General features: G+C 38.0%; 10 protein-coding genes, 1 riboswitch and 1 other annotated feature. Of the genes, 6 read left to right on the plus strand and 4 right to left on the minus strand.

Features of this window, described 5'->3' with window-relative positions:
* Positions 1–3: 3 nt before the first annotated feature.
* A complete protein-coding gene (locus NP781_RS25135) occupies positions 4–1,170 on the minus strand; it encodes an FtsW/RodA/SpoVE family cell cycle protein (RefSeq protein ID WP_257521098.1) in 1,167 nt (388 codons plus the stop codon).
* A gap of 243 nt (positions 1,171–1,413) precedes the next feature.
* Here NP781_RS25135 and NP781_RS25140 point away from each other — a divergent pair, with 243 nt between their 5' ends.
* The 3 genes from NP781_RS25140 to NP781_RS25150 all read left to right on the plus strand — a co-directional run bounded on the left by NP781_RS25140 (position 1,414) and on the right by NP781_RS25150 (position 6,199).
* Positions 1,414–3,084, plus strand: coding sequence for a methyl-accepting chemotaxis protein (locus NP781_RS25140; protein WP_257521099.1), 1,671 nt, complete (start codon positions 1,414–1,416; stop codon positions 3,082–3,084).
* A gap of 351 nt (positions 3,085–3,435) precedes the next feature.
* On the plus strand, positions 3,436–4,389 hold the full coding sequence (locus NP781_RS25145) for an L-threonine 3-dehydrogenase (RefSeq protein WP_004225462.1): 954 nt from the start codon (positions 3,436–3,438) through the stop codon (positions 4,387–4,389).
* A gap of 190 nt (positions 4,390–4,579) precedes the next feature.
* On the plus strand, positions 4,580–6,199 hold the full coding sequence (locus NP781_RS25150; protein WP_221679244.1) for a long-chain fatty acid--CoA ligase: 1,620 nt from the start codon (positions 4,580–4,582) through the stop codon (positions 6,197–6,199).
* Between the two features lie 43 nt (positions 6,200–6,242).
* Here NP781_RS25150 and trpB read toward each other — a convergent pair whose 3' ends face one another.
* Positions 6,243–7,406: a tryptophan synthase subunit beta gene (trpB, locus tag NP781_RS25155; protein ID WP_221679245.1), complete on the minus strand. Its 1,164-nt coding sequence runs from the start codon at positions 7,404–7,406 to the stop codon at positions 6,243–6,245.
* 58 nt (positions 7,407–7,464) lie between these two features.
* Positions 7,465–7,664, minus strand: a binding site (T-box leader).
* Positions 7,665–7,732: 68 nt separating this feature from the next.
* On the minus strand, positions 7,733–8,215 hold the full coding sequence (locus NP781_RS25160) for a QueT transporter family protein (protein WP_048393417.1): 483 nt from the start codon (positions 8,213–8,215) through the stop codon (positions 7,733–7,735).
* A gap of 6 nt (positions 8,216–8,221) precedes the next feature.
* Positions 8,222–8,266, minus strand: a riboswitch (PreQ1 riboswitch).
* Between the two features lie 321 nt (positions 8,267–8,587).
* On the opposite strand from NP781_RS25160, the gene NP781_RS25165 reads away from it, so the two are divergent.
* The 3 genes from NP781_RS25165 (at position 8,588) to NP781_RS25175 (ending at position 11,510) form a co-directional block, all read left to right on the plus strand.
* On the plus strand, positions 8,588–9,610 hold the full coding sequence (locus NP781_RS25165; RefSeq protein WP_257521100.1) for an ABC transporter substrate-binding protein: 1,023 nt from the start codon (positions 8,588–8,590) through the stop codon (positions 9,608–9,610).
* Positions 9,611–9,694: 84 nt separating this feature from the next.
* The gene (locus tag NP781_RS25170; RefSeq protein ID WP_009371612.1) at positions 9,695–10,723 is read left to right on the plus strand and encodes an ABC transporter permease; all 1,029 of its coding nucleotides are present in this window, start codon (positions 9,695–9,697) and stop codon (positions 10,721–10,723) included.
* Entirely contained in the window at positions 10,716–11,510 is a 795-nt protein-coding gene (locus NP781_RS25175; RefSeq protein WP_004225432.1) for an ABC transporter ATP-binding protein, read from the plus strand. Before NP781_RS25170 ends, NP781_RS25175 begins: the two co-directional genes overlap by 8 nt.
* Positions 11,511–11,988: 478 nt before the next feature.
* Here the strand turns inward: NP781_RS25175 and ilvA are convergent, their stop codons facing one another.
* Positions 11,989–13,251 carry a threonine ammonia-lyase IlvA gene (gene ilvA / locus NP781_RS25180; protein ID WP_257521101.1) on the minus strand — a complete coding sequence of 421 codons (1,263 nt, stop codon included), beginning with the start codon at positions 13,249–13,251 and terminating at the stop codon, positions 11,989–11,991.
* Between the last annotated feature and the right edge of the window lie 130 nt (positions 13,252–13,381).

Consider the following 13,381-nt stretch of genomic DNA (forward strand, 5'->3'; position numbering starts at 1 on the left):
TTGTTAGTCTCCTACTTTAAACATATACCCCTTATATGAATTATGAATAATCATGACGATTCCGATAAGCATAAAATTGGATAATAATGAACTTCCGCCATAGCTTAAAAAGGGTAGGGTGACACCTGTGACAGGTAAAAGCCCAATGGTCATACCGATATTTTGAGTAATTTGAAAGGCTAGTAAGCTTGAAATACCTGCCCCCATTAAAGTCATAAAGGGGTCTCGCGCTACTACCGTGATAACGACAATACGATAGATAACAAAAAATAGTAGCGCTATTACAAATGCTCCTCCAATAAAACCTAACTCTTCTGCAATAGCAGAGAATATAAAGTCGGTATGTTTTTCTGGTACATAGACATTATTATGTAGATAGCCCTTGCCCACAAATTCTCCTGATCCGATAGCCATAAAGCCCTGGCGTACTTGAAAAGAAGAATCTGTATATTCATAAGGCTGAAGCCATCCATAAATTCTAGAAATCTGATGTCCTGATAGAGCGCCCAAAACCTTCTCTGTAAAAAATTCATTAAATCTGACATAGAGCACTACCATCGTACTGACGATAACTAGAGGAACGGCCGTAAATACAACAAGAAGCTTTCTATGAATACCTGAAAAGAAAATCATCGGTAAAATCATTGCCATATACAACATGACCATACCTGTATCGGGTTGTCTATAAACAAGTAGCGTAGGAGGAATGACAATTAGCCCGATTTTTATAAGTAACCAAAAATCTGCTAGATAAGAGGGGCGGGCATTTTTCTCTTGATGAGCAATAATGACCTTACTCACAACTATTAAAAAAGCGAATTTTAAAAATTCCGATGGTTGGAGGGAGCCTAAAAACGGGATTTGATACCATGATTTTGCCTGATTGATCGTTCGAGCAATGCTTTCAGGTGCAACAATAAGACCAGCCGTTAAAGCAACTATTAGGAAGTAAAATGGCCATCCAATCTTCTTCAACTGTTCAATATCAAGCAAAGATATTCCAAACATGATGGTTAATCCGATGATATAAAATAAAAACTGTTTGATAATAAAGGAGCTTGAATACTGTTCAAAATTTACACTACTAGAATGGACAAAAAGGCAACTAATAGCGCCGAGTAAAAGAAGACTTATTACTAAACTCCAATCTAACTTCTTGAATTGCGTCAAATGTAACACCTCCATTCTCTATTATGAACGCTGACAATGTATGGAAGGTTGCGGATGTTTTTCTGAAAATAGTATGAATAAGAAGCAATCATCCGGCTAATTTAGCGAGTTAAATTACCTAGATAAAACTAAATGATGGGTATAAATTCTTAATGTTTCGATTAAAATTTACAAAAATATAACACTGGCTTTATATCTCTATACTATCATTATTGGTAAGAGTTGGAGGAGGAGCCAGGGATCATGCATTTTTTCCGTTTCATTAAGGTGAAGGACAAGTTACTTGTACTCATGATTGTTTGTGTATTATCGAATGTATTGCTAGGTATATTCAGTGTAGATTACTTAAGGAAAATGTCGTGGCATGCAAGTGAGAGTTATACACAGGGACTTGTCCCAATTGGATGGCTAAATGAGCTAGAAGAATCACAGCGTCGATTAGATTTAATAGTAGATTCGAAAGGCAACGATAAAGAAATGACAGCCATTTTACAAAATATGGCACAGCCTTTAGAGCATCTAGATAGCCAAGAAATTGATAAAAAGATGAGTCATCAAATTAAGAAGTATAAGTCATTGCTTAAGAAGCAGGAAGAAGCCATCGAGAACTTTAAGCAATTGAACCATGGTGAGCTAGATCAGTTTTATGTGCAAACATTTTTACCAATTAGTCAGGAGAGTCATGCATTATTAGAAGACACGCAAAATTATTTGGTTCAACGAGCAAAAGACCAACAGCATGCTTATCTGAAAGATGTACAATTCGGCTACTGGTTACTAGGTGGTGTATGCTTAGCGGTTGTCTTGCTTGTTATCCTTATCGGCTTTATCGCAACGAAGGCAGTCAATATACCAACCCGTCAACTAAAGTCATTATTAAAACGTGCAGAACAAGGTGATTTCACTGCCAATGCAAGTTATGTAGCTCATGATGAGCTTGGTGAAGTAGTACTGTCATACAATCAAATGGTAACAGAGGTGAAACGACTACTCCATACTGTGACAGACAGTGCCTATGAAGTAGAAGAAATGACAGGGAAATTGCAGAACTCCTCTGAGCAATCATCAACAACGACATTAAAAATAGCGAAGGATGTACAATCTATCTCAGAGTCAACGTCTGCTTCTTCTAGTAAATTAGCTTCGAATACGGCTTCCTTAGAGGAGGTTTTAAATGATGTACAGGTTATTTTAGAAAAGGTTCAGGTTGTAGAAAGTTTTGCGCAAAAAACGGCCAGAGATGCAGAAAGTGGAACTGAAATTGTGCAGGCTAATTTAACGCAAATGCAAGCTATTAAGCAGGCGGTTGAAAAATCTAATACAGCTATCTTTAATTTAGTAGAGCGGGCTGCATCGATCGATCAAATGATTGAAGTAATAGAAAGAATAACAGCACAAACTAATTTACTGGCTTTAAATGCGTCAATTGAAGCCGCAAGAGCAGGAGAGCATGGTAAAGGTTTTGCAGTAGTGGCTAATGAGGTTCGTAAGCTTGCAGAGCAAACTGTTCAATCGACACAAACGATTACATCCATTGTACAGAACATCCATTTAGATTCGAGTTATGCGGTACAAATGATGGAAGGCGTTTTAGTGGCGACTGAAAAAGGTGTAGCTGTTACAGGACAAACTGCATCAAGTTTTGATCAAATTTTAGAAAAAGTACATACTATTAAGCCTTATATGATGGAAGTATCTGCTACGATTCAAGAGATTGCCAATCACACGAAGAAGGTAAGTGAGGATGCAGGTATGCTGACAGCCTTATCCGATACGAATGCCGTGTCTACTAAGCATGTTGCTACGTTAACAGCTGATCAATTAACAGCTCAGCAACAGTTCCATAATTATATAAAGGAATTGCGCAAAGTATCAAAAGTTTTGCAAATAGCTGTCAAACGTTTTTCGATATAATTTAATATTAAAGAATAATATTCGAAAAGGGTCTTCTTTGCAAAAAATAGCAAAGAAGATTCTTTTTTTGCATGGTTACAAAACTAGCTTATGAAAGTATAAATTTTTTGTGTTTTTGAGATGTACAAATGTGTTTTATATATTTTTGTAGCACAATATTTTTCATGTTCTCATATACTGTTAATAAGGGATTGTATGTTCTTTGTAAGGAATATTATTAATATAATTGTTGTATTTTCAAAACGAACACATTATAATGAATTCCATTGAAAGTGTTATTAAATCAATGTTTATTAATGTATTTTTGTACTTTCAGAAAGTACAATTGTTCACATGTGGAGGTTTTGGGAAATGAAAAAGATTATTGTTACTGGAGCACTTGGTCAAATTGGTTCTGAGCTTGTAGAAAAACTTCGTGGTATTTATGGAGAGGACAATATACTTGCTACAGACATTAGAAAGCTTGAACATACTAAGGGCCCATTTGAAATATTGGACGTGACAGATGGACAAAGAATGCATGATTTAGCAAAGGACTTCGGTGCAGATACAATGATGCATTTAGCAGCATTATTATCAGCTACAGCAGAAAGAAATCCATTGTTAGCTTGGAATTTAAATATGGGTGGATTAATGAATGCGTTGGAGGTTTCACGTGAGTTAAATATGCAATTTTTCACGCCAAGCTCAATTGGTGCGTTTGGTCCGTCTACACCTAAGGAAGATACACCACAGGATACTTTGCAAAGACCAACAACTATGTATGGGGTAAATAAGGTAGCGGGTGAGTTATTATGCGATTATTACTTCAATCGTTTTGGTGTTGATACACGTGGCGTACGCTTCCCAGGACTAATTTCTTATGTAACACCTCCAGGTGGTGGTACAACAGATTATGCAGTAGAAATTTTCTATGAAGCCATCGAACAAGGCAAATATACATCGTATATTCAGGAAGGTACATTTATGGATATGATGTACATGCCAGATGCCTTACAAGCTATTGTGGATTTAATGGAAGCAGACGGTAGTAAGCTTGTTCATCGCAATGCTTTTAATATTACAGCCATGAGCTTCGAACCTTCGCAAATCGCGGCTGAAATCAAGAAACACTTACCAAATTTCACAATGAGCTATCAGGTAGATCCAGTTCGTCAGGCCATTGCAGATAGCTGGCCAAACTCTTTAAATATTGAAGCGGCTCAAAAAGAGTGGGGCTTCAAAGCAGAATATGATTTAGCTAAAATGACAGTAGATATGTTAGAAAAATTGAAAATCAAACTGCATAAAAAAGCCATTTCATAAAAGATGGGCAACGGGTGAAGATCTAAACTTCATCCGTTTTTTTTATATATAAAAGAAAATTATTGGAATATATAGATTAAATTATGAAATTAAAATATAATAATATTCGGAATATTAATAGTATTCAGTTTAATTAATGCTATAACAATTTCACAAGGGGAAATTCACAAATGAAGGGATGATGGGTTTTATGATGCAAGCACCATTAGTTTTAACTAGTTTTTTCAAGCGAGCAGAGAGCTATTTTGCAAGAAAATCAATTATTTCACGGACAAGCCCACACAAAATACATCGTTTAACATATGGGGAGTGGGCAAAAAGAACGCGTCGTTTAGCAGATGCCCTTACAAAGCTAGGGATGACAAGAGGAACAAAAGTCGGCTCCTTTGCGTGGAATCAGCATCGGCATTTAGAAGCTTATTTTGCTGTGCCTTGCTCAGGAGCAATCTTGCACATGGTAAATATTCGGTTATCAGAAGAACACTTAATCTATATTATTAATCATGCAGAAGATGAGATTTTAATGGTCGATGTAGATTTATTGCCGATCATTGAAAATATTGCGCCAAAACTTAAGACAGTGAAACACTATATCATTATGACGGATGAACCAGCTTTGCCGAAGACTACACTACAAAATGTTTTATCCTATGAGGACATATTAGCTTCGGCTGATGAAAATTTTCAATTTCCAGAGGATATTGACGAAGAAGCACCTGCTGGTATGTGCTATACAAGTGCTACGACAGGGAATCCAAAGGGGGTTGTCTATTCCCATCGGGGTTTAGTTTTACACAGTATCATGCTGAGTATGTCTGACTCTATGGGGATTGCGGAAAGGGATGTGGTGATGCCGATTGTACCCATGTTTCATGCAAATGCATGGGGCTTACCTTTTGCTAGTGTCAATGTGGGTGCTACACAAGTTCTACCAGGTCCGCAATTTACTTCAGCATTAATAATGGATTTAATCGAGCAAGAAAAAGTTACATTAACTGCTGGTGTACCAACCATTTGGATAGGCGCCTTACAGGAGCAGGAAAAGAAAGAGCGAGATATTAGCTCTTTAAGAGCGATATGCTGTGGTGGATCGGCTTCACCAACTCGACTCATTCGGACATTTGAAGAAAAGTATGGTATTCCTTATATTGTTGTCTACGGCATGACGGAAACTACACCAATCGTGGCATTGTCCAACTATATGTCATGGATGGAAGATTGGCCGATTGAAAAACGTATTGAAGCTCGAGCGATGCAAGGGATGACAATGGCAGGTATCGAATCTAGTATTATTAATGAGGCGGGTGAGGTACCTTGGGATGGCGAAACAATGGGGGAATTACGTTTAAAAGGCCCATGGATTTCCAACGAATACTATCGTGATGAGCGAACAGCAGATGCCTATCGAGATGGTTGGTTATATACTGGTGATATTGCTGTACGAACAGCAGATGGCTTTATTAAAATAACAGACCGTACGAAGGATCTTATTAAATCAGGTGGGGAGTGGATTTCCTCTGTTGATTTGGAAAATGCACTGATGACGCATGATGCCGTTTTAGAAGCGGCTGTCATTGCCATGCCCCATGCAAAATGGCAGGAGCGTCCATTAGCTTGTGTTGTATTGAAAGAGGGACAATCAGTAACTGAACCAGAGCTTCTTGCTTTTTTAGAAAATCAATTTGCCAAGTGGTGGGTACCAGATGCAGTCGTCTTTCTAGAAGAAATTCCAAAGACATCTGTCGGAAAATTCCTGAAAGCGAAGCTGCGAGATAATGTAGCAGAAATTTATCCTAAATCATTGGTATAGGTAAAAGAGCGACTTCTATAAACGGAAGTCGCTCTTTTTTGAGTTATTTAGTTAACATGTGGAAGACTTGTTCAACGTCTTTATCGCCACGACCTGATATATTAATAATAATGCTTTCCTCAGGTGATAAAGTTGGTGCTAATTTTAGAGCATGTGCGACTGCATGTGAGCTTTCAAGAGCAGGAATAATACCTTCGACCTTAGAAAGTACTTGGAAGGCATCTAAAACTTCTTCATTTGTCACGGTCACATACTCAGCACGACCGATTGTTTTCAAATGGCTATGCTCAGGCCCTGCACCTGGATAATCTAAACCAGCTGCTATTGAATAGGTAGGGAGTGGGTTACCTTCTGCGTCCTGAAGTACTAAACATTTGAAGCCGTGTAGCTCTCCTGGTGTTCCTTCGTTTAAGGTAGCAGCTTTGTCTGGCTCTATTCCAATAAGACGAACATCCTCGTCTGCAATATAGTCAGCAAATGCCCCAATAGCATTACTACCGCCTCCTACGCAGGCAAGAACAGCTGTTGGCAGCTTTCCTTCCTTTTTTAAAATCTGTTCACGACTTTCACGGCTAATCACTGATTGAAAATGTTTAACCATTGATGGGAAGGGGTGTGGTCCAACTGCTGAGCCTAATAAATAGAAGGTTGTTTCATAGTTTTCTACTAAGTCAGCGAATGCTTCATCTACAGCATCCTTTAAGCGGCCTTGCCCTTTATCGACAGCAACAACTTTCGCTCCGAGAAGTTCCATGCGAAATACGTTCAATGCCTGACGTTTTGTATCTTCCAAGCCCATATAAATCGTGCAATCCATTCCAAACATGGCACACGCTGTAGCTGTTGCTACTCCATGTTGTCCTGCACCTGTTTCGGCAATTACGCGATTTGCTCCCATACGTTTAGCTAGTAAAATTTGTCCTAATACATTATTGATTTTATGTGAGCCTGTATGGTTAAGGTCTTCACGTTTTAAATAGATTTTTGCGCCACCTAATTGCTGTGTTAAATTTTCTGCAAAATAAAGAGGGGATTTACGCCCGACATATTCACGGAAATAGTAATCTAATTCTTGCTTAAAATCATCATCCTCTTTATACTTTTGAAAATTCTCATCTAGTCTATTTAAAACATTTTGAAGCTCCTTTGGAACAAAGCTTCCACCAAATTCACCGAAATATCCCTTTTTTTCTACTACTGTACTCATCTTAACTCGACTCCTCTATGCTAATTTTTCCAAAAAAAAAGCCACTCCAATCCCTCATAAAAAGGACGAGTAACCGTGGTGCCACCTTCATTCGCAATTTTTGCGCGCTTTCCTGCTCCGGTAACGGGGAGCGAATCGGCCTTACATTTGATAAGGCTGCTCTGAAGTCCATTCACAAGTCTGTACTACTGGTTTGCACCAACCACCAGCTCTCTTAAAGTAACAATGCTTGCTACTACTCTTCTTCCTTGCATTTATTAGAAAGAATTGTAGAGTATTTTCAAAATAGTGTCAAGAAAAAAGACGAATCTAAAAAGATCCGTCAGTTAAATCAAATTTTTAAAGTGAAGGCGTTTGTTTAATACATACATAATCGGTGCACCTACAGCTAATACAACAAATTCACCCGCCGCGACTGTTAGCCAAGTCCAGAAAAATGGCAACTCTAAAGCCAAGTTCAGCTCAAAGGCAATGATAAACATAGTACATGTAAAGAGCAATGTATTAATAATTAAACGTGCCCAAATATTTTTGACAAATTTACAGATTAAAATAAACAGGCCGAGTGTAATCATTGAATGACCTACACCAAACACTAAATCGTAAATGCCAAGTGGTGAAAAGAGATTAGAGATCAATACTCCAATAATAATCCCTACGGCAAAGCGTGGATTAAAGGCCACTAAATGGTTAAACATCTCAGATACTCGGAACTGAACCTCTGTAAAACCAAATGGTGCAACAAGCATGGTTACAGCTATATAGAGAGCCGCAATGATACCACTTGCTGCTAAAAATTTTATCTTCATATTCATTTCTCCTTAGTTTTTTTTCGTGGGATGGTTACGAACCACGGTGCTTTCACACAAGTAAATATTCTATTATAGATATCTAGTAGAAGTCAAATGTCAGACTTTGTCTATAATGTCCTATCGCCGCAAAATTGTCATAAATATTTTTTACTATGGTGAAAAAGGAAATAGAATAACTAAAACAGCGTAGTTTAGCGGTTTAAAGCGCCAAATTAAATGAAAAACTAAAATATTTTGCCAATTTTAAAAGTCAGAACATTCATAATGTTGTTGACGGAGCTCGATAATAACGATAATATAGCGATACATTCACACTTTGTTTGGATAAAGTGCGATAGATATTCGAGAATATAATCGGGGGGATTATTTGTGAAAAGCAATGTAAAGAAGTTGTCATTCCTTCTTTTTGGATTAGTGTTGCTTCTTGCTGCTTGTGGTAGCGGTGGCTCTGGTACAACAGATTCAAAAGGAAATGAAACAAACAATGCTAGTGAGAGCGGAAATGCAGACGATAAAACATATAAAATCGGGATTACTCAAATTGTTGAGCATCCATCGTTAAACGCAGCAACGGAAGGCTTTAAAAAAGCAATTGAAGATGCTGACTTAAAAGTTGAATACGATTCACAAATTGCACAGGGAGATAATAGCCTTAACACAACAATTGCTAACAATCTAGTAAGTGCAAACGTAGATTTGATTTTTGCAAACTCTACACCTTCTGCTCAAGCCGCTGCAACAGCAACAAGTGATATTCCAATTATTTTTACATCTGTTACAGATGCTGTTGGTGCACAGTTAATTGACTCAATGGAGAAGCCAGGGAAAAATATTACAGGCACAATCGATTTACATCCTGAAACGATTTCTAAAACTGTAGCATTCCTAAAAGAACTTGGCGCGAAAAAAGTAGGGATGGTCTACAATGCCGGTGAGCAAAACTCAGTTGCACAAGTTTCAGAAGTGAAAAAGGTTATGGACGAACAAGGTTTAGTGGTGGTAGAAGCATCAGCATCTACTTCAGCAGATGTAAAACAAGCGACAGAATCTCTAATTGGTAAAGTAGACGCTTTCTATATTATTACTGATAACACAGTAGTTTCTGCATTAGAGTCGGTAATTGATGTTGCCAATACGAATAAATTACCATTAATCGTAGGAGAACTAGATTCTGTAGCACGTGGCGGTTTAGCTGCTTATGGGTTTGAATATTTCGATATCGGTTATGAAGCAGGTCAAATGGCTGTGAAAATTTTAAAAGGTGAAGCGACACCTGCCGATACACCTGCACAATACCCACAAAATCTGAAATTATTAATCAATAAAAAAGTTGCAGATGATTTAGGAATCGAAATTAAAGATTCTTGGGGTGCCGAAATTCTAGAACAGTAAAACGAAGCGGGGTGAACTATCCCCGCTTTATCTTCATTTTACAAGCGATATAAATAATAAAGAGATTTAGGAGATGATTCAACGATGTTTTTAGCATTATTTGGCGCAGTGGAGCAAGGAATCATCTATGCAATTATGGCACTTGGTGTATATTTAACATTTCGGGTGTTAGATTTTCCGGATTTAACGGTTGATGGAAGCTTTGTAACAGGGGCGGCAACTGCAGCAACAATGGTTTTGCTTGGCTACCACCCAATCTTAGCGACTTTAGTGGCAATTGTTGCTGGATTTATTGCTGGATGTATGACAGGAATTCTTCACACGAAAGGAAAGATTAATCCGCTTTTATCAGGAATTTTAATGATGATTGCTTTATACTCGATTAATCTACGTATCATGGGGTTAACTGCAGAAAATACGATAGGTCGCCCGAATATTCCACTACTAAACTCTGAAACAATCTTTTCAAAGTTTCAATCTTTCTGGAGTAATTTAGGGATCGATGATGCTATCAATAACCTATTAAAAAGCATAGGCTTTCAGCATGTACCAGGTACATGGAGTGTGCTGATTGTTGTATTAATCATCACGATTTTAATTAAGTTAATAGCAGACTGGTTCTTAAAGACAGAGGTTGGGCTAGCTATCCGAGCAACTGGTGATAATAAACGAATGATTCGCAGCTTCTCTGCAAATACAGATACACTTATCATTTTGGGGCTAGGACTTTCCAATGCGCTTGTCGCATTTTCTGGAGCTTTAATCGCACAATACTCGAAGTTCTCTGATGTTAGTATGGGGATTGGTATGATTGTGATCGGTCTCGCATCCGTTATTATTGGTGAAGCTATTTTTGGGACTAAAACCATTATCCGTACAACGTTTGCAGTCATTGCAGGAGCCATCATTTATCGAATTATATTAGCTTTAGCATTACGTGTAGATTTCCTTGATTCAGGGGACATGAAATTAATTACGGCGATCATCGTTATTTTGGCACTGATCTTACCTCAATTTATCAATAAGAGTAAAGAACGTAAACGTAAAGCTAAACGAGCTGCAGAACTTTCACAAGTAAAAAAAGTAGAGCAGGGAGGAAATGGCCTTGCTTAAATTACATGGTATTAATAAGGTATTTAATGAAGGAACACCTGATGAGAAGATTGCACTTGCGGAGATAAACCTACATTTAAAGCCAGGTGATTTTGTGACAATTATAGGTAGTAATGGTGCAGGTAAATCAACGATGATGAATATGATTTCAGGTGCTTTAACACCCGATTTCGGTACAGTATTGATTGATGGTAATGATGTGACAAGTTTGCCTGAATATAAACGCTCTCAATACATTGGTCGTGTCTTCCAGGACCCAATGGCAGGAACGGCACCTACGATGACAATTGAAGAAAATCTAGCATTAGCATACTCTCGAAATAAGCATAGAGGGCTACGCAATGGTGTGGACAAAAAGCGTCGTGAATTTTTTAAAGAATCGCTAGAGATGCTTGGTTTAAATCTTGAGAATCGTCTTTCTGCTAAGGTAGGTTTACTTTCAGGTGGGGAACGTCAAGCTTTGTCGCTCTTAATGGCTACCTTCACAAAGCCATCTATTTTATTGCTGGATGAGCATACAGCTGCACTAGATCCATCACGTGCAGAATTAATTACTCGTATTACGAAGTACTTAGTGGAAAAAGATAATTTAACCACATTAATGGTAACGCACAATATGCAGCAAGCATTAGATTTAGGGAATCGTCTGATTATGATGGATAAAGGCCAAATCATTTTAGAAGTTGGTGAAGATCGAAAACATGAATTAACAATCCCTGATTTAATGTCTGAGTTTGAACGTATTCGTGGGGAAAAAATGAATTCAGACCGTGCTCTATTAGGTTAATATCGAAACGCTCATACACTTGTATGGGCGTTTTTTATAGTGCTAAAAAATTTCTTCAATAGTGTTTTTTATGAATGGTGAAAATGAATGTCTGTTGCAGGTTCCCTAAATCCATGTGTAGGGGGTGCCGATCTATCCTATGGGAGAGGCGTTGTCACACATCGTTTTTCCACATTGTTCTCTACTGCTAGTATGAAAGAAAATGAAAAGACATATTTTCAAAATGGTTGATTGAAGAGGAGCCAGCCTCACTCCTAGGGGATTTAGCGGCTCATCAGACGCCCCCTGAACGCTGGCGGAACGGAGGTCAACCCTCGTCTTGCCAGAATGTTTCTTTCCGCAGACGATATTATTTTTTCAACTTCATATAAAACGCTTATGCACTAGTTTGAATAATTTTTATTTGGGGATATTAAAGGATCGATAAACTTTATTACATAAAAAAAGCCTCACTTTCAGAGAAGTGAGACTCTTCATTTTAAACGAGTAAGCCAAATAGTTGAATATCGTTGTTTACTTCTTTGTATTTGAAGCCGAATTCATCCATTCGGGCAAGTAGTCCTTCATATTCAGCACGATCACCTAGCTCAATGCCGACTAGTGCAGGGCCACTTTCTTTATTGTTTTTCTTAGTATATTCAAAGGTAGTAATATCATCGTTTGGTCCAAGTACACTAGTAAGGAATTGACGTAATGCTCCGGCACGCTGAGGGAAGCTGACGATGAAATAGTAAAGTAAGCCTTCATGAATAAGTGACTTTTCTTTAATCTCCTGCATCCTTCCAATGTCATTATTCCCACCACTGATGATGACAACGACTGACTTACCTTTAATTTCTTCTTTATAAAAATCAAGGGCTGCTACTGATAATGCTCCAGCAGGCTCAGCAATAATCGCATGTTTATTATATAGATCTAGAATGGTCGTACATACCTTGCCTTCAGGTACCAGAACAATATCGTCTAAATAGCGACGACAAACATCATAAGTGTGGTGACCAACGCATTTTACTGCAGCACCATCAACGAATTTATCAATCCAATCAAGGGCAACTGCGCCACCTTCAGCAAAGGCAACCTTCATACTACCAGCACCTGCTGGCTCCACACCAATAATTTTGCTAGTAGGAGAGAGATTTTTAATGTAGGCAGACACGCCTGACATTAAGCCACCACCACCAATACTACCGAATACGTAGTCGATTGGTTCCTCCATATCATTCATAATTTCTACCGCTACTGTACCTTGGCCAGCAATGACATCGAAATCATCAAATGGATGAATGAAGATTTTATCATGCTCTTCACAATAGCTCAACGCGCTTTCAGCAGAGTCATCGAATGTATCTCCTGCTAAAATAATTTCCACATATTCACGTCCAAACATACGTACTTGGTCTATTTTTTGCTTCGGCGTTGTTTGTGGCATAAAAATGCTTGCTTGAATTTTTAATTGGGCACAGGCATATGCTACACCTTGGGCATGATTGCCTGCACTTGCACAGACAACCCCAGCATTGCGCGCTTCATCCTCGATTTTTTTAATTTTATAATAGGCACCACGAAGCTTGAATGAGCGTACATGCTGTAAATCTTCGCGTTTAATATAAATATTAGCTCCGTATTTCTCGGATAAATAGTCGTTTTTTTGTAGTGGTGTGTGCACAACTACATCTTTTAAAAAATGATGTGCAATCAGGACATTCTCCACTTGCACGGTTCTAGTATCAGCAACTTCCATAGTATTCATCCTCCGTTATACGTTTAAAACATTTATCTATGATAGCACACTTTATTTGCTTTTTGTGATTAATTTTTAGTAAATTCTAAATTTTCCGTGTCTATTTTGAGATGTAAGCGTTTTATCTTGA

Source organism: Lysinibacillus sp. FN11 (genome assembly GCF_024628845.1).
Classification (GTDB): Bacteria; Bacillota; Bacilli; order Bacillales_A; family Planococcaceae; genus Lysinibacillus; species Lysinibacillus capsici.